The organism is Bacillus sp. FSL K6-2971 (genome assembly GCF_038006405.1).
Taxonomy (GTDB): domain Bacteria; phylum Bacillota; class Bacilli; order Bacillales; family Bacillaceae; genus Bacillus; species Bacillus pumilus.
This window is the reverse complement of the sequence record NZ_JBBOVD010000001.1, coordinates 2,742,396-2,759,423: the sequence shown is the minus strand read 5'-3', so window position 1 is coordinate 2,759,423 and position 17,028 is coordinate 2,742,396. Positions and strand designations below refer to the sequence as shown.

General features: G+C 42.9%; 18 protein-coding genes and 1 other annotated feature. Of the genes, 14 read left to right on the top strand and 4 right to left on the bottom strand.

The genetic code is table 11. From position 1 onward, the window contains the following. Positions 1–59 precede the first annotated feature (59 nt). The 5 genes from MHI33_RS14715 to MHI33_RS14695 all read left to right on the top strand — a co-directional run bounded on the left by MHI33_RS14715 (position 60) and on the right by MHI33_RS14695 (position 4,067). The gene (locus MHI33_RS14715) at positions 60–713 is read left to right on the top strand and encodes a tetratricopeptide repeat protein (protein WP_185107042.1); all 654 of its coding nucleotides are present in this window, start codon (positions 60–62) and stop codon (positions 711–713) included. Between the two features lie 19 nt (positions 714–732). Next, entirely contained in the window at positions 733–3,117 is a 2,385-nt protein-coding gene (recD2, locus tag MHI33_RS14710) for an SF1B family DNA helicase RecD2 (RefSeq protein WP_065098513.1), read from the top strand. Positions 3,118–3,251: 134 nt separating this feature from the next. Continuing rightward, the gene (locus MHI33_RS14705; protein ID WP_065098677.1) at positions 3,252–3,710 is read left to right on the top strand and encodes a PRC-barrel domain-containing protein; all 459 of its coding nucleotides are present in this window, start codon (positions 3,252–3,254) and stop codon (positions 3,708–3,710) included. Positions 3,711–3,723: 13 nt separating this feature from the next. Continuing rightward, positions 3,724–3,915 (top strand): hypothetical protein, encoded by a 192-nt coding sequence (locus MHI33_RS14700; RefSeq protein WP_003216308.1) that lies wholly within the window; start codon positions 3,724–3,726, stop codon positions 3,913–3,915. A gap of 20 nt (positions 3,916–3,935) precedes the next feature. Beyond that, positions 3,936–4,067 (top strand): YrzQ family protein, encoded by a 132-nt coding sequence (locus MHI33_RS14695; RefSeq protein WP_283923848.1) that lies wholly within the window; start codon positions 3,936–3,938, stop codon positions 4,065–4,067. A gap of 208 nt (positions 4,068–4,275) precedes the next feature. Here MHI33_RS14695 and MHI33_RS14690 read toward each other — a convergent pair whose 3' ends face one another. From MHI33_RS14690 to MHI33_RS14675, 4 genes are all read right to left on the bottom strand, one after another. Then, positions 4,276–4,926 (bottom strand): amino acid ABC transporter permease, encoded by a 651-nt coding sequence (locus MHI33_RS14690; RefSeq protein WP_065098512.1) that lies wholly within the window; start codon positions 4,924–4,926, stop codon positions 4,276–4,278. Between the two features lie 15 nt (positions 4,927–4,941). Continuing rightward, a complete protein-coding gene (locus MHI33_RS14685; protein WP_003216507.1) occupies positions 4,942–5,595 on the bottom strand; it encodes an amino acid ABC transporter permease in 654 nt (217 codons plus the stop codon). 80 nt (positions 5,596–5,675) lie between these two features. Further along, positions 5,676–6,485: a transporter substrate-binding domain-containing protein gene (locus MHI33_RS14680; protein ID WP_065098510.1), complete on the bottom strand. Its 810-nt coding sequence runs from the start codon at positions 6,483–6,485 to the stop codon at positions 5,676–5,678. Between the two features lie 13 nt (positions 6,486–6,498). After that, positions 6,499–7,227, bottom strand: a complete 729-nt coding sequence (locus MHI33_RS14675) for an amino acid ABC transporter ATP-binding protein (protein WP_044139592.1) — start codon at positions 7,225–7,227, stop codon at positions 6,499–6,501. A 167-nt stretch (positions 7,228–7,394) separates the two neighbouring features. Here MHI33_RS14675 and MHI33_RS14670 point away from each other — a divergent pair, with 167 nt between their 5' ends. The 9 genes from MHI33_RS14670 (at position 7,395) to mltG (ending at position 16,920) form a co-directional block, all read left to right on the top strand. Next, complete coding sequence (locus MHI33_RS14670; protein ID WP_065098509.1) at positions 7,395–8,459, top strand: AI-2E family transporter; 1,065 nt, start codon at positions 7,395–7,397, stop codon at positions 8,457–8,459. Positions 8,460–8,505: 46 nt separating this feature from the next. Beyond that, positions 8,506–8,714: a binding site (T-box leader), on the top strand. A gap of 80 nt (positions 8,715–8,794) precedes the next feature. Then, positions 8,795–11,431 carry an alanine--tRNA ligase gene (gene alaS / locus MHI33_RS14665; RefSeq protein ID WP_340912181.1) on the top strand — a complete coding sequence of 879 codons (2,637 nt, stop codon included), beginning with the start codon at positions 8,795–8,797 and terminating at the stop codon, positions 11,429–11,431. A gap of 89 nt (positions 11,432–11,520) precedes the next feature. Then, a complete protein-coding gene (locus MHI33_RS14660) occupies positions 11,521–11,787 on the top strand; it encodes an IreB family regulatory phosphoprotein (protein WP_024718370.1) in 267 nt (88 codons plus the stop codon). A 3-nt stretch (positions 11,788–11,790) separates the two neighbouring features. Beyond that, on the top strand, positions 11,791–12,207 hold the full coding sequence (gene ruvX, locus MHI33_RS14655) for a Holliday junction resolvase RuvX (protein WP_003216519.1): 417 nt from the start codon (positions 11,791–11,793) through the stop codon (positions 12,205–12,207). 15 nt (positions 12,208–12,222) lie between these two features. Then, positions 12,223–12,507: a DUF1292 domain-containing protein gene (locus MHI33_RS14650; RefSeq protein ID WP_003216483.1), complete on the top strand. Its 285-nt coding sequence runs from the start codon at positions 12,223–12,225 to the stop codon at positions 12,505–12,507. Positions 12,508–12,661: 154 nt separating this feature from the next. Then, positions 12,662–13,228 carry a biotin transporter BioY gene (locus MHI33_RS14645; RefSeq protein ID WP_065098507.1) on the top strand — a complete coding sequence of 189 codons (567 nt, stop codon included), beginning with the start codon at positions 12,662–12,664 and terminating at the stop codon, positions 13,226–13,228. Beyond that, positions 13,225–14,688, top strand: a complete 1,464-nt coding sequence (locus MHI33_RS14640; protein ID WP_340912178.1) for an acyl-CoA synthetase — start codon at positions 13,225–13,227, stop codon at positions 14,686–14,688. The genes MHI33_RS14645 and MHI33_RS14640 overlap by 4 nt, the downstream gene beginning before the upstream one ends. Then, the gene (locus MHI33_RS14635; RefSeq protein WP_340912175.1) at positions 14,676–15,764 is read left to right on the top strand and encodes an acetyl-CoA C-acyltransferase; all 1,089 of its coding nucleotides are present in this window, start codon (positions 14,676–14,678) and stop codon (positions 15,762–15,764) included. Before MHI33_RS14640 ends, MHI33_RS14635 begins: the two co-directional genes overlap by 13 nt. Positions 15,765–15,837: 73 nt before the next feature. Beyond that, a complete protein-coding gene (gene mltG, locus MHI33_RS14630; protein WP_065098505.1) occupies positions 15,838–16,920 on the top strand; it encodes an endolytic transglycosylase MltG in 1,083 nt (360 codons plus the stop codon). Positions 16,921–17,028 lie beyond the last annotated feature (108 nt).

Here is a 17,028-nt window from a genome sequence, read left to right as displayed (position 1 = left end):
ATGTTTTCAAAACCTCAACGTCGCTGTTGAGGTTTTTTAATGAAAGGATGAGAGAGCGAATGAATCATAACGAAATCGGCATAGAAGCCTTAAATCAGGGGAACATCGAAAAAGCAGCAGAAGCTTTTACGAAAGCCATTGAAGAAAGCCCGAAAGACCCGGTTCCATATATTAACTTTGCGAACTTGCTTTCAAGCATTAATGAATTTGAACGTGCGTTAAACTTCTTTCAAAAAGCAATAGAACTTGATCACGCCGCAGCTGCAGCCTATTACGGGGCAGGAAATGTATACACATTAAAAGAAGACTTTATGAAAGCAAAAGACTATTTTGAACAAGCACTACAAGCTGGGATGGAAAATAGTGATTTATTTTATATGCTGGGGCAAACGCTCATCAAATTAGAGCAGCCGAAGCTTGCGATGCCTTATCTTCAGCGTGCCATCGAACTGAATGAAGATGATAATGAAGCAAGATTTCAATTTGGCATGTGCTTAGCTAATGAACAATTGCTGGAAGAAGCGGTGACGACCTTTACCGAGGTGATCGTGCGTGATCCGCAGCATGCAGATGCCTTTTATAATTTAGGGGTTGCGTATGCATACTTAGAGAAAAAAGACGCAGCACTTGAGATGCTAGGAAAAGCCATTGACGTGCAGCCTGACCATATGCTGGCACTACATGCGCAAAAGCTGATTCAAGAAGCAGAATAGACGGAAGGAGGGAAGACCTGTGCAGGAACATCCAGATCAAATGAAGCTTGAGGACGAACCGTTTTTAAAAGGGACAGTTCAAGCCGTTATTTTCCATAATGAAAGTAATTTATACTCGGTGTTAAAGGTGAAAGTCATTGAAACATCGGAAAACTTAGAGGAAAAAACAGCATCTGTCACAGGCTACTTCCCAGCACTTCATGAGGAAGAAACTTACACCTTCTATGGCAAAGTCACAAGCCATCCGAAATTTGGTGAACAGTTTCAGGCCACTCATTTTCAAAAGGAAGTACCGACAACAAAGCAAGGAATCATTCATTATCTCTCAAGTGATTTATTCGAAGGGATAGGGAAAAAGACGGCGGAAGAAATTGTAGGGCAGCTTGGCACCCAGACGCTTCATAAAATTATGCGTGACCCAGCGGTTTTGTATGACGTTCCGCGCTTATCAAAAAAGAAGGCAGATAAGCTGGCCGCAGCGCTCCAGGAGCATCAAGGATTGGAACAAATCATGATCAGCCTGAATCAATACGGCTTTGGTCCGCAGCTCAGCATGAAGATTTATCAAGTGTACGAGAGTGAGACGCTGCAGAAGATTGAAGAAAACCCGTATCAGCTCGTCAAGGATGTCGAAGGGATCGGATTTATTAAGGCGGATGAACTTGGCGCTAGAACCGGCATCTCAGGAAATGACCCAGAGCGAATCCGTGCAGCCTTGCTTTATACAGTGGAGACAGCCAGCCTTCAGGACGGTCATACGTACATACAAACAAAGGATTTGATCGTCGAAACCCGAAAACTGCTCAATCAGACAGGCAATGAGTACAAAGTGACGGAAATGGACGTCGCCAATCAGATCATTGCACTTGGCGAAGGGAAAGAGATGATCATTGAAGATGAGCGCTGCTATCATCCGTCCTTATTTTATGCCGAGCAAAGTGTCGCCAAACGTATACAAAAAATCGTCTCCCAAACGGAATATGCAGATCAATTCCCTGAATCAGAATTTCTGCTAGCTCTTGGTGAGCTCGAGGAACGGCTGGGCGTCCAGTATGCACCGACACAAAAGGAAGCGATTCAAAAGGCGCTCATGTCCCCAATGCTGCTTTTAACAGGCGGACCTGGGACTGGGAAGACAACAGTCATTAAAGGGATTGTTGAGCTTTACAGCGATCTTCACGGGGTATCTCTTGATCCGAGTGATTACAAAAAAGATGAATCCTTTCCATTTGTGCTTGCGGCGCCAACTGGACGAGCAGCTAAACGGATGACAGAATCAACAGGGCTTCCAGCTGTGACGATTCACCGGCTGCTTGGTTGGAACGGGTCAGAGGGATTCTCGCATGATGAAGAACAGCCGATTGAAGGAAAGCTTGTCATCATTGATGAATCAAGTATGCTAGATATTTGGCTTGCGAATCATTTGTTTAAAGCCATTCCTGATCATATCCAAGTGATCATGGTGGGGGATGAACATCAGCTTCCGTCAGTCGGACCAGGCCAAGTGTTAAGAGACTTGCTTGCATCACAAGCTGTGCCAGCTGTTACCCTGACAGATATTTACCGTCAGGCAGACGGCTCCAGCATTGTTGAACTTGCACATGATATGAAAAATGGCGTCCTGCCAAAGGATATTACCGCACGTTCAAAGGATCGATCTTTCATAAAATGCTCAGTTGATCAAATGAAAGAAGTGATTGAGAAGGTCGTCAGCAATGCTGCTCAAAAAGGCTATTCAGCTAAAGACATTCAAGTGCTTGCGCCTATGTATAAAGGAAAAGCAGGCATTAATGAGCTCAATAAAATGCTGCAGCACATTTTGAATCCTAAAAAACCAAAGGGCAGAGAAATCCCATTTGGTGATGTGGTGTACCGGACCGGTGATAAAGTGCTTCAGCTTGTGAATCAGCCGGAGAACAATATTTTTAACGGTGATATTGGCGAGATTGTCTCGATTTTTTATGCGAAAGAAAACACGGAAAAAGAAGACATGGCTGTGATCTCCTTTGATGGGAATGAAATCACCTTTACAAAAAAGGATTTTCATCAATTTACACATGCCTATTGCTGTTCGATCCACAAATCACAAGGCAGTGAATTCCCCATCGTTGTGCTTCCAGTCGTGAGAAGCTACTATAGAATGCTTCGGCGAAATCTGCTGTACACAGCCATTACACGAAGTAAAAAGTTTTTAATTCTGTGCGGCGAGGAATCAGCACTGGAGTGGGGCGTGAAAAACAATGAGGATTCGCTCAGACAAACGTCCTTAACGATGCGGCTCGTGCAAACCGAAGAAGTTATGGATGCGGAGCTTGCAGCACTTCAAAAAGAACTGCCGTTTAGCGTGCATGATGCAAATATCGGTATGGAGGGAATCACTCCATTTGATTTTATGCATGAATAAAAGGCTTCCAGATGGGAGCTTTTTTAGCATGAAAAGAAATCCTCATATTTCGTTCATGGAAGCCATTTCTTCGTATGAGTCTTGACGCAAACGCACACGATAAGACTGTTCCGCAAAAGGTGGTTGAGCACATTTTGAGAACATGTCGAGAGCTTGAAGGAATGTCAATCTATACAGGTGAAACGTCTCATTCACTTGGTTCGATAAAAGATATTTGTTTATTAGCCGGAGGCAACTGCGGAGGATATGTGTTAGATGGGAAAAAGAAAGACTGTGCACTCGTTCCATTCTCGGCTGGGGATCAGCTGACAGACAAGGGCTTATATGTGAGCTGCCAGGAGGGAATAGGCATGGAATCCTCCGCCCCATCCTTCTTATTTTCGAAATTGAAAAAGAAAATGATGCAGTCGCCTGACGGTGAAAATTTAGGCATTTTAGAAGATGTATACTTTTGCACAAATTCGGGCACAATCGTAGCATATGAACTCTCGGACGGCTTCTTTACAGAGCTATCAGGGATTCGAAAACAGCTTCAGGCTGCCGGAACCTTGATCAACGTTCAAAAGGAAGCACTTGTTCTAAACCGAACGTAAAGAGGTGCTGATTATGCTCATTTGCCCAAATTGCAAATGTAAAGACATCGGAAAAATTGGGGTCAATCAATATTATTGCTGGGGCTGTTTTATTGAATTGACGCTGTCAAAAGGCAAAATATCTACACACCAAGTGGAAGAAGACGGAACACTAAGCAGCTTAGATGATCTGTTTAGTGATGATGAACGTTCAATTCAACTATAAGTGTTAAGGGGGAATTTCGAATGGGCAAAATGACTTCTTCACTATTAACGCTTAGTGCAGGTGCACTCGCATATCACTTTGCAAGCCGATATGATATGCCATCAAAGCGGGATATGAAAAAGCTAAGAAAACGCGTTATGAGAATGATGTAAGCAAATAATTGTTGGCAAAGGGCTAAAATGACCTTCATTTTAGCCCTTTGTTTTCATTTTCAGCGTGATATAAAACCTTTGAAGTCTAGGAAGGGCGAGCATCGGAACGGAGCGAATTTGACATTCGTGAGTACTGGAGCGCAGACCTGACACCGAATGCGAGGGTTTGCCTACACGCTGAGACATCCGCCAAAAGCGGATGTCTTTTTTATGCCTGCCTATATTCTAATCGGCGCGCGAGTAATGATAAGCTGAAATTGACGACAAAATACATCATTGCCGCTAATAAGAAAATGGGCAGTAAGTAAGATTGGCTCTGACCGTTTAATATTTGAGCGTGATGCAATAGTTCTGGAAGGGCAATCACAACGGCAAGCGATGTATCTTTTAAAAGAGAAATAAATTGACTGACAATCGGCGGTACCATTCGGCGTAAAGCCTGCGGCATAATAATCATTTTTAACGTTTGGATATAGGTTAAACCAGAAGACCTGGCTGCTTCGATCTGTCCCTTATCAATTGATTTTAAACCGCTTCGAATAATTTCTGACAGCATTGCTGATTCAAATACGGTTAAAGCTGCAATAGCTGAGGCTGTAATGCTCAGCTTAATGCCGATTTCGGGCAGTGCAAAATATGTGAAAAAGATGATCAATAAGAGCGGCAGGTTTCGAATGGTTTCGACGACGACTGCAACGATCTTTGATAAAACTGGAATTTGAGCGAACCGTAATGTGCCAATGACTAATCCAATGAGAAAGCTCAAAATGATGGAGATAAAAGCCACTTTTAAGGTGACAGCAAATCCTTCAAGTAAAAAGGCGAGATGATCAGGCTGGTAGGCACCTAGAAAATCCATGGTGTTTCCTCCTTTCTAGTGGCTTCTTGCTAATCTTTTTTCTAAATAACCAACGCCTAAACTGAGCGGAATTGTTAATAGCAGATAGAACATGGCAACAAAGATGTAGACATCGAATGTTACAAATGTTCTAGAAGCGATGAGGTCTCCTTGATACATAAGATCAAACCCTGCAATGACACCTAAAATAGAGGAGTTTTTGACAAGGTTAATAAATTGATTCCCAAGAGGGGGAATGACAATTTTAATTGCTTGCGGCAGAATGATATACCGCATCGTCCCGCCATAGGATAGACCTGAAGCACGGGCTGCTTCCATTTGTCCAAGCGGTACAGCTTGTATCCCTGCGCGAATGGCTTCAGCAATAAAGGCAGAGGTATAAATGGCAAGGGCAATTGTGCCAGCGGTGAAGCCATCTGCTACAATGCCTAGCACGGGTAATCCAAAGAAGAAGACAAATGTAATCAATAATAACGGAATATTCCGAACAAATTCCACGTAAGCCGTTCCTAACCAGTTGAGCGGCCTAAGTGGCGCAATTCTCATAATGGCAATGAGTGTACCGATCAAAAAGCTTCCAATCAAAGCAATGACACTTGCACCAATGGTATATTTAAAGCCTTCTACATAAAGATGAAAATTTTCAATAAGAATGGAAAACCGTAGCAATCAGTTCACTTCCTTCCTGATCAACAGGTGAGCCAATGAGCGGCTCACCCTGAGAGAATCATTCTTCACAAGTCAAACGGTTATTCTTTGATCCATTTTTGATGAATCTTGTCATACTCTCCATTGTCTTTTAAGGTTTTTAGGGCTTTATTGATCGCAGCTGTTAATTTCTGATCACCTTTTTTCACAGCAATACCATAAGGCTCATCTGTAAAGGTGCCGCCGACGACTTCGTAATTTGAATCCTCATCTGCCATACCAAATAAGATCGCATTATCGGTTGTCAGCACTTGCCCTTGGTTTGATTTTAAAGCTGTAAAAGCCTCCTGATAGTTCTCAAATTCTAATACAGACGCTTTAGGTGCTTTCTCGCGGATATTTTGAGAAGAAGTAGATCCTTTCACTGCAAGCACTTTCGTCCCTTTTTTAAGATCATCAATCGATTGAATGTCGCTTCCTTTTTTCACAAGCAGTGATTGTCCTGCTTCAAAGTAAACATCTGAGAAATTGACTTCTTTTTTACGCTCTTCGGTAATCGTCATGGTCGCGACGATCGCATGAATATCTCCTTTTTGCAGTAGTGGAATTCTCGTTTTTGATGTCACTTCTTTGAATTCTGCTTTTCCTTCATCACCGAGCATTTCCTTTGCGATAGCTTTTGCAATATCGATATCAAACCCTTCGATATCTCCACTGCTAGGATTTTTGAGACCGAAGAGACGTGTATCATTCTTGACCCCGAATATGATTTTTTTGTCTTTCTGAATGGTTTCTAAAGAGCTTCCTTTTTTTGCATCAGTCGAGCCTTTTTCAGCAGATCCGCAAGCAGCCAATGCAGCAATACAGCAAGTCATAAAGAGTAGTAGGCCAAAGCGTTTCATTTTTTTCATCAAATCATTCCCCCTAGTGATTTAAAATACGGCTTAAAAAGAGCTGAGCGCGTTTCTCACGCGGTTTCTCATAAAATGCAGCCGGTGTTGACTCTTCAAGAACTCTGCCTTCATCAATAAAGACAATACGGTCGGCGACTTCTCTGGCAAATCCCATCTCATGAGTGACGACAACCATGGTCATTCCTTCTCGGGCGAGCTGCTTCATCACATCTAGTACCTCTCCGATCATCTCTGGATCAAGTGCGGATGTCGGTTCGTCAAACAGCATGACCTCTGGCTTCATCGCAAGCCCTCTTGCAATGGCAACACGCTGCTGCTGTCCGCCTGAGAGTCTTGAAGGGTAGGCGTCCGCTTTATCAGGAATACCGACTTTATTTAAATAAAATTCGGCTGTTTCCCTCGCTTCTTCCTTGCTCACCTTTTTCACCTTCATTGGCGCAAGCATAATGTTTTCAAGCACCGTCTTATGAGGGTAGAGGTGAAAATGCTGAAACACCATCCCAATATTTTGCCTGACAAGATTGATGTTGGTCTTCGGATGCTGAACAGGCACTTCGTTGACGAGTACCTTTCCCTCATCAATGCTTTCAAGACGATTGATGCATCTGAGCATCGTGCTTTTACCTGATCCTGAAGGACCGATGATCACGACAACCTCACCTTTTTGAATATGTAGGTTAATGTCTTTCAGTACATGGAACTGGCCATAATGCTTGTTGACTTCTTCGAATGTGATCATGAAGAACCTCCTCTTGTACATGATGGAATATTCAGTGTAGACATTTTAGTGACTTTGGATGGAGCTGTATGTTTCATGTGTATTCATTTTTAACAAAGTTAGGACAAATTTTATTTACATGGATAATTACAGAAGATGGATAAACAATAAGAAAAGAGGTGAAAAAGGTGAAGAAACGTCCGGTCCAATTTCTGATATATGCCGCAGGGGTCCTGCTTGTCCTTGCATCCTTGCTCATTTTACTGCAGCTCGACGAGTTATGGATGCCTATTTTTTTGTTGTTCAAGGCGGTTCTAATTCCGCTTCTCATTGCCATTTTTATTTCTTATCTGCTTTATCCGATAGTGGAAAAATTGCACGAGGGGGGCTTACCAAGGACTGTTAGTCTCTTATTGATTTATGTACTGTTTTTTGGCGGGATTGGGCTTGCGGTTTATAAAGGAGCGCCTGTCATGATCAAGCAGTTAAATGAGTTGTCAGAACAAATTCCTGTGCTTGCTGAAACGTATAATGGCGCTTTATCACATATTCATCATCATACAAGCCATTGGCCTGACGGACTTCACGACCGTTTGGATCGCTTAATTGTTCAATCGGAGACATATGCAGCTAACGGCGCGGAGCGGATGATTCTTAGCTGTAAAGTATTACTTGATTACGCATTAATTGCAGCACTCATTCCTTTTCTTGTTTTTTATATGGTGAAGGACATGAATACGATGAAGCGGGCTGCATGGTATTTGACGCCGCCATCTTTTCGGAAGAGGGGACATGCGTTTGTGAAGGCAGTTGATGAATCACTTGGTAATTATATTAGAGGGCAGCTACTTGTCTGTTCATTAATTGGGGGGGCAGCAGCCATTGTGCTTTGGCTGTTTCATATCCCGTATCCGCTTGTCCTAGGTATGCTGATTGGTGCAACGAATGTCATTCCGTATTTTGGACCGATTATCGGTGCGGTTCCCGCTGTCTTTATTGCGTTTACCATCTCGGTTAAATCGGTTATGATTGTGCTGATTACAGTAGCGGTGCTGCAATTTTTAGAAAGCAACATCCTCAGCCCGATCATCGTAGGGAGAAGCCTTCATATGCATCCTGTCGTCATTATGCTTGTCTTAATTGCAGGAGGAGAGTTATTTGGTTTAATTGGCATGATTTTAGCCGTACCAACTGCCGCTATAATCAGAGTGATCATTGTGCAATATATTCTCATGAGACGAAGCGTTCATTGACAAGAGGAGCCGAGTTGTCTATAATAATTTCGATTCATACTACATACTGAATTCAATGACGGACCCGAGTACGTTAAAAAGCTGTTGCAGAGAGAGGCTTTGTTTTGCTGAGAAAAGCCTTATCAGACCTTTAACGGAAGCTAGTCCCGAGTGCAGATAAACACTGCCGCTCTCTTCCGGCGTTATCGGATGTGAAGGTGATAGACGAATAGGTCTATAATCAGGGTGGTACCGCGAGAGCATCTCGTCCCTGTGTAAGTCGTTTTGTGCTTGCATAGGGCGGGGTGTTTTTTCGTTTGTGTGGAGATTGATGAATGATAAGGGAGGATTTTTGAATGAAAACTTTAACTTCAGCGCAAGTACGCCAAATGTTTTTAGACTTTTTTAAAGAAAAAGGACATGCTGTAGAACCGAGTGCATCACTCGTACCGCATGATGATCCGACACTTTTGTGGATCAACAGCGGCGTGGCAACATTAAAGAAATACTTTGATGGCCGCGTTGTACCTGAAAATCCGCGTATTTGCAACGCGCAAAAATCGATACGTACAAATGATATTGAAAACGTAGGAAAAACGGCACGCCATCATACGTTCTTTGAAATGCTCGGCAACTTCTCTATTGGTGATTATTTTAAAGAAGAAGCGATCGAATGGGCGTGGGAGTTCCTTACAAGTGACGAGTGGATTGGTTTTGACCCGAATTTGTTATCTGTCACTGTCCATCCAGAGGACGAAGAAGCGTATGTACTATGGAGAGATAAAATTGGTGTACCAGAAGAACGTATTATTCGCCTTGAAGGCAACTTCTGGGATATTGGCGAGGGCCCAAGTGGACCGAATACCGAAATTTTCTATGACCGCGGTGAATCATACGGTGACGACATGAACGATCCAGAATTATATCCCGGCGGAGAAAATGAGCGTTATCTAGAAGTGTGGAACCTAGTGTTCTCTGAATTTAACCATAATCCAGATGGGTCATACACGCCGCTTCCGAAGAAAAACATTGATACAGGGATGGGTCTTGAACGAATGGTATCTGTCATTCAAAACGTGCCAACGAATTTTGATACAGATCTATTCATGCCAATTATTCGTGCAGTTGAGACCATTTCTGGAGAAAGCTATGGCGAGACAAAGGAAAAGGATACAGCATTCAAAGTCATTGCGGACCACATCCGAACGGTTGCTTTTGCTGTAAGTGATGGAGCGCTTCCTTCCAATGAAGGCCGCGGGTATGTGTTAAGACGTTTGCTTCGCCGTGCAGTGCGTTATGCAAAAACGATTCACATCCATCGCCCGTTTATGTTTGACCTAGTTCCAGTTGTGGCGGAAATCATGAAGGATTTCTACCCAGATGTACAAGCGAAAGAAGAATTTATTGCGAAAGTCATCAAGAATGAAGAAGAACGCTTCCATGAAACACTGAACGAAGGCTTAGCTATTTTGTCAGAAGTCATCAAAAAAGAAAGAGACAAAGGCAGCACGCAGATTTCAGGTGAAGATGTATTTAAGCTGTATGATACGTATGGATTCCCTGTCGAGCTCACAGAAGAATATGCAGAAGATGAGAATATGACAGTGGATCGAGAAGGCTTCCAGGCTGAGATGGAGAAGCAGCGTGAACGTGCAAGAAATGCGAGACAAGATGTCGGCAGTATGCAGGTTCAAGGCGGCGCTTTAGGAGATATTAAAGTAGAAAGCACATTTGTTGGCTACGAAAATCTAACGGCAGATGCCCGTATTGTCGAATTGCTTCAAAACGGTGAAATTGTTACAGAAGCACATGAAGGCGATACAGTGCAAATTTTGTTAGATGAAACACCTTTCTATGCGGAAAGCGGCGGACAAGTGGCTGATAAAGGGACATTGAAAAGCGCTGAAGTGATCATTGACATCAAAGATGTGAAAAAGGCGCCAAATGGTCAGCATGTTCATGAGGGAGTAGTCGTAAGCGGTACAGCCAAAAAAGGACTTGAAGTCACTGCGGAAGTGGAACCAGCTCTTCGAAAAGGCATTGTGAAAAACCATACAGCGACACATCTTTTGCATCAGGCGCTAAAAGACGTTTTGGGTAGCCACGTGAACCAGGCAGGATCATTGGTGAATGAAAATAGACTTCGCTTTGACTTCTCTCACTTTGGACAAGTCACAAAAGAAGAATTGTCTCAGATTGAAAAAATGGTGAACGAAAAGATCTGGGAAGGCATCTCTATTGCTATTGACCTGAAGCCGATTGCTGAAGCAAAAGAAATGGGTGCAATGGCGCTCTTTGGCGAGAAGTATGGTGATATTGTCCGAGTTGTCCAAGTAGGCGATTACAGCATCGAGCTATGCGGCGGCTGTCATGTGCAAAATACTGCGGAAATCGGGTTGTTTAAAATTGCATCTGAATCGGGTATTGGTGCTGGAACACGCCGGATTGAGGCGGTGACTGGTAAAGGGGCATACGAAGAATTAAATGACCAGCTGACGATTTTAGAGCAGGCAGCGAGTGAGCTGAAGTCAAATACGAAGGATGTACCAAAACGTATCGCGTCATTACAGGCAGATTTAAAAGAGGTTCAAAGAGAAAACGAATCTCTTCTTGCAAAATTAAGCCAGGCTGAAGCAGGCTCTATTTTAGAGAAAGTGACAGAAATCGGCGGAGTAAAAGTGTTAACTGAAAAAGTAAACGCGAAAGACATGAACCATTTAAGAACAATGGTTGATGACTTAAAAGCCAAATTAGGATCAGCTGTCATTGTGCTCGGAGCCGTTCAAAACGGAAAAGTAAACATTTCAGCAGGAGTGACAAAAGACGTCATCGAAAAAGGTCTGCATGCAGGGAAACTTGTGAAACAGGCAGCTGAAATCTGCGGCGGAGGCGGAGGCGGACGCCCAGACATGGCACAAGCAGGCGGAAAACAACCGGAAAAGCTAGAAGAAGCACTGGCAATTGTCGAAGAATCTGTCAAATCCGTTTTATAATCAGGCGATGTAGTGTAGAATAATGGTATTAGATGAGCGGTTAGAAAAAAGCTTGCTAGTAGAATGTTGGAAGAGAGGTGCAAGAAGCAGTGAGTTCATTTGATAAGACAATGAAGTTTAACTTCTCTGATGATTCAGCTGAAACCAATGTGAATGAAGTGCTCATTACAGTATATGATGCACTCCAAGAAAAAGGATACAACCCGATCAATCAAATTGTCGGATACTTGCTGTCAGGCGACCCTGCTTATATTCCAAGACATCAGGATGCTCGCAACCTAATTCGTAAACTAGAACGAGACGAATTAATTGAGGAATTGGTTAAATCGTACTTAGAGACACATAAAGAGGCGTAAAACATGAGAATTTTAGGCTTAGATTTAGGCACGAAAACCCTTGGTGTTGCGATCAGTGATGAAATGGGCTGGACAGCGCAAGGGATTGAAACAATTAAAATTGATGAAGCAGGCGGAGACTTCGGTCTCAGCCGCCTGTCCGAAATCGTCTCGCAATATGGAACGGATAAAATTGTACTTGGTTTTCCAAAAAATATGAACGGTACGGTCGGTCCTAGAGGCGAAGCCAGCCAATCATTTGCGAAAGTGTTAGAAAACACGTACAATGTTCCTGTTGTGCTTTGGGACGAGCGTCTGTCGACAATGGCAGCGGAAAAAATGCTCATCTCTGCAGATGTGAGCAGACAAAAGCGTAAAAAAGTCATTGATAAAATGGCGGCTGTTATGATCCTGCAAGGGTACTTAGACAGCTTAAATTAAAATGAGGTGAATCAAATGGAACACGGAGAAAAGCAAATTACAATCGTTGATGATAATGGAAATGAACAGCTTTGCGAAGTACTATTTACTTTTGAAAGCGACCATTTTAACAAATCATATGTTCTTTACTACCCAATTTCTGAGCAAGACAATGAAGAAATTGAAATTCATGCATCAAGCTTCACGCCGAACGAAAACGGTGAAGATGGCGAGCTAGAGCCTATTGAAACGGATGAAGAGTGGGACATGATTGAAGAAACGTTAAATACGTTCTTAGATCAAGAAGAAGACGAAGAATAGAACGAATAAAAGGCCTGTGAACGGATCTTAGTGATCTTTCTTCACAGGTCTTTTTTTGCGATCAATATGTTAACTTTATTTTATTTTATGTTGACATAATAAACTGTACCTTTTACTCTATTTTTAACAATGTATTGAGTGAGGGGTATGGAAATTGAAAATTCAAGATATGATGCAAATGGCGCTAATGACTGCGGTTATCGGGATGTTAGGATTGATCCCGCCGATTTTACTTACGTTTACACCTGTACCCATCACATTGCAAACGGCAGGTCTTTTGCTTGCTGGGGGGCTGTTAAAGCCAAAACAGGCACTGATCAGTTTACTTCTGTTTCTCTTGGTTGTGGTAGCAGGCGCACCTCTTTTGTCAGGTGGCAGAGGCGGAATAGGGGTCTTTTTTGGACCAAGCGGTGGATTTTTACTTGCTTATCCAGTGGCTGCCCTCATGATTAGTTTGTGGATCAACCGTCTGAAAAAAATAACCGCTCTGCGTCTTTTTATGATCTATGCGGTATGCAGTATCGGAATTTTGTATCTATGCGGCATTCCTTTTCAAGCGATGATGATGGATATCAAGGTCACTCAGGCAGCTCTTCTTAGCCTGATTTATATTCCAGGTGATCTCATCAAAGCGGGCATATGTGCCGTTCTCACGGTGAAAATCATTGCGGCGATGTCATATCGAAAAAGGGATGTGCATAAAGGGAGGCGTGCAGTTTGAACAGAATAACGGAAAGCTATACATTACATGCAGAAATGAACCCAGATCATATCGCCATCATTGATGGACAAGAAAGGATCACTTATCAAGATTGGTATGAGCGTGTCCGGCTATCAGCGCAATGGTTACAACAAACGGCTCATGAGCAAAAAAGAGTCGCTTTTTTATTATCAAATGGTGCTTCTTTTCTCCAAATATTTGCTGGCGCTGCTTCTGCAGGGTGGACAGCTATCCCGCTTGATCCGAGATGGAGCCATGAAGAATGTGTAGAAAAGCTTTTGTTAAGTGAGGCAGCTCTCGTCATTATCGAGGATCGATATTTAAATAGATTTGAAAAGTACAGCGAAGACATGCATGTTCTTTCTTTATCTAAATGGAAGGAAAAAATGAGCCTTATCACACAAGGTCCATCTAACAAATGCGTCAGCGAGAACGACCCTATCTTTTATATGGGATTTACGTCAGGATCAACGGGTTCACCTAAAGCCTTTATCAGGCGTCAGCAGTCATGGATCGAAAGCTTTCGAACGACAGCTGGTACATTTGGAATCACTCATCAAGATCATGTTCTTATAACAGGTACACTCTTATCCTCTCACTTTTTATATGGTGCCATCAGTACATTATACTTTGGCGGTACAGTGACGCTTTTAGAAAAATTTACGCCAGTGAAAGCGAAGAAAGCCTTACAGACAGGAGACATTACTGTGATGTATACTGTTCCGACAATGACAGAATCGTTGCTGGAAATAGACGCTTTTGAGAGAGATAATCAGCTTCTTGTCATATCATCTGGAGCAGATTGGGGCATTCCTTCAAAGAAACAACTCGTGACCAACTACCCGCATGTGACATTTTTTGATTTTTACGGCACATCAGAGTTAAGCTTTGTTTCCTACTTATCTTCAAATGACTTTTTGCAAAAACCTTCTTCTGTCGGACAGTCTTTCTCTCCCATTCAAATTGAAGTGAGGCGAGCTGATCAAACTGTCTGCCAGCCAAATGAGATAGGAAGAATTTATGTGAAGAGCCCAATGTCTTTTGCAGGCTACTTACATGAAGTGAAACCGCCGGAAGAGTGGATAACAGTTTATGATATGGGCTGGCTGGATGAAGACGGCTATTTATATATGAGCGGACGTGAAAATGGCATGATCGTCTATGGAGGGCTGAATATTTTTCCAGAGGAAATTGAGCGTGTGCTAAATGAACAGCCAGAGGTGAAGCGATCGGTTGTAGTTGGCGTTCCTGACCCATATTGGGGTGAAATCCCTGTTGCCATTATTGAAGAAGGACAGCACACAAAGAGGATTCGGCAAGCTGTCAAAGAAAAACTGGCGGCCTACAAGGTGCCTAAAAAATGGCTTGTCATTGATCAAATAATTGAAACATCCGGCGGAAAAATAGCACGTGTCAGCATGAAAAAGTGGGCGGAGGAACAATTGTCATGCAAGCAGTAATTGTACAAGCAAAACGGACACCCTTCGGTGATAAAAACGGGATGCTGAAGGATTATCGTCCAGAGCAATTAGCCGCGCCCCTTATTCAGTATTTGTCTAAAAGGATGACACCGGACGACATCATATTAGGAAATGTTGTAGGAGGCGGCGGGAATATGGCTCGTCTGTCCTCATTAGAAGCAGGGCTTTCTTTAGGAGTACCTGGTATGACGGTTGATAGGCAGTGTGCTTCAGGTCTAGAAGCAATCCGAACAGCTTGCGTCATGGTTCAATCAGGGGAAGGTTCAATGTATATCGCTGGCGGAACTGAGAGCATTTCCAGATCACCAATGAAAGAAAGAGCACGCTTTTCACCGGAATGGATAGGAGATCCGGCTATGGGAGAAGCAGCAGAGCTGACCGCTTCGAGATTTTCTGTCACAAGAAAAGAACAAGATGACTATGCGCAATTAAGCTGGGAAAGAAGTATAGACGCAATCAAACGTGGTACATATTCTGAAGAAATCGTTTCGATTGACGGACTGAGCATAGATGAAGCAGCCGCGAAAATAAGGCCGATGGCGAAACTGATCCAGCGGGCAAAGCCTGTATTTTCACCGGGAAAAGGATCTGTGACTGCCGCCAATAGCTGCAAAGAAGCAGATGGTGCAGCAGCGGTCGTTGTGATGGAAAGAGTGCTAGCGGAGGCAAATGGGTTTCAGCCAATGCTGCGATATGCCGGAAGTGCTGTTGCGGCAATGCATCCCAATTTTCCAGCTGCTGCGCCGATTGATACGATGAAGAAACTTCTAGATCAAGAGAAAATCAAGGCAGAAGATGTTGCACTGTTTGAAATCAATGAAGCTTTTGCTCTGAAAATAGCGCTGATTGCTCGTACGCTGGATATTCCTTATGACCGAATCAATAAAAGAGGCGGTGCACTTTGTCTTGGGCATCCATATAGTGCATCGGGCGCTGCGATGATGGTGAGACTATTTTATGAAGCGCGCACCTTACCGAATGGAAGCTATGTCATGGCTGCTATTGGGAGCGGTGGCGGCATTGGTTTAGCCGTATTATGTCAAGTTCTGTCATGACATGCATGAGCAAGTAATTGCCGAACTCCGTCGAATCATGTACTATAAAAGCGAGATGTGAGGAGGGCCATGCATGTTTTCAGAACAAAAGAAACGACCATTTTTCAAAAGGAAAATGGGGATCGTCCTGTTATCTGTTCTTGCTGTCATCATCATTGCAGCATTATCAGGCTTTTTATATGTTAAATCAGCACTTGGACCGGTCGATCAAAAAAGCAAACAAACGATTAATATTCATATTCCTAATGGGACATCTGTCCGTGAGATTGCGGGCATTTTAAAAGAAAATGGGCTCATTTCGAATGACACGATTTTCACTTATTATGCAAAATACAAAAATGCGTCCGGCTTTAAAGCAGGATACTTTCATTTGAAACAAACGATGGACGCAGACACGCTGATTCAAAAGCTGACATCTGGAGGGACAGACTACGCCTTTCAGCTTGTGATTCCAGAAGGAAAACAGCTGTCTGATATTGCGGTAGTTATTGCAAATCAGACGAATTTTTCAGCGAAAGAAGTGGAAGCGAAGCTGGATGATCCTGCGTTTATTCAAACGTTAATGAAAAAATATCCGAAAACGGTGACTTCACAGGTAAATGGCAAACAGGTGAAACATCCGTTAGAAGGTTATTTATTCCCTGCGACGTATCCATTTTATCGTGAGGATGAATCACTCGAAACGATCATTGAAACGATGATTAAACAAACAGATCAATACGTGAAAACGTATGAAAAAGGCATGAAAAAGAGAAACATGTCCATACATGATGTGTTAACGATGGCATCACTGATTGAAATGGAAGCAACAGAAAAGACGGATCGCGCTAAAATCTCCAGTGTATTTTATAACCGGTTGAAAAAGGACATGCCGCTTCAAACCGATCCAACCGTTCTCTATGCACTAGGTGAGCATAAATCCCGTGTTTATTACAAAGACCTTAAGGTGAAATCTCCTTATAATACGTATAACAACAAGGGGCTGCCGCCTGGACCTATTGCAAATGCTGGCGAATCTTCATGGAAAGCCGCACTGCATCCAGATAAAACAGATTATGTGTACTTCCTTGCGAAGAAAAATGGAGAAGTCGTCTTTACAAAAACGTTAAATGAGCACAACAAAGCGAAAGCCAAATACATCACAGGCAGCAATTAATGTACATGTGAATCGAAAAAGACTGTAGACAATACAAGATTGCCTGCAGTTTTTTTCGTTGGAATATCCAATTTATAGGTTCGCAATTACCACTTCTTTGTGGTAAAA

What these genes read in the sequence shown, in the direction of transcription:
- MHI33_RS14715 (WP_185107042.1), top strand. Translation starts at nt 60, where the DNA reads ATGAATCATAACGAAATCGGCATAGAAGCCTTAAATCAGGGGAACATC.
- MHI33_RS14700 (WP_003216308.1), top strand. Translation starts at nt 3,724, where the DNA reads ATGCTCATTTGCCCAAATTGCAAATGTAAAGACATCGGAAAAATTGGG.
- MHI33_RS14695 (WP_283923848.1), top strand. Translation starts at nt 3,936, where the DNA reads ATGGGCAAAATGACTTCTTCACTATTAACGCTTAGTGCAGGTGCACTC.
- MHI33_RS14690 (WP_065098512.1), bottom strand. Translation starts at nt 4,926, where the DNA reads ATGGATTTTCTAGGTGCCTACCAGCCTGATCATCTCGCCTTTTTACTT.
- MHI33_RS14680 (WP_065098510.1), bottom strand. Translation starts at nt 6,485, where the DNA reads ATGAAAAAAATGAAACGCTTTGGCCTACTACTCTTTATGACTTGCTGT.
- MHI33_RS14675 (WP_044139592.1), bottom strand. Translation starts at nt 7,227, where the DNA reads ATGATCACATTCGAAGAAGTCAACAAGCATTATGGCCAGTTCCATGTA.
- alaS (WP_340912181.1), top strand. Translation starts at nt 8,795, where the DNA reads ATGAAAACTTTAACTTCAGCGCAAGTACGCCAAATGTTTTTAGACTTT.
- ruvX (WP_003216519.1), top strand. Translation starts at nt 11,791, where the DNA reads ATGAGAATTTTAGGCTTAGATTTAGGCACGAAAACCCTTGGTGTTGCG.
- MHI33_RS14650 (WP_003216483.1), top strand. Translation starts at nt 12,223, where the DNA reads ATGGAACACGGAGAAAAGCAAATTACAATCGTTGATGATAATGGAAAT.
- MHI33_RS14635 (WP_340912175.1), top strand. Translation starts at nt 14,676, where the DNA reads ATGCAAGCAGTAATTGTACAAGCAAAACGGACACCCTTCGGTGATAAA.
- mltG (WP_065098505.1), top strand. Translation starts at nt 15,838, where the DNA reads ATGTTTTCAGAACAAAAGAAACGACCATTTTTCAAAAGGAAAATGGGG.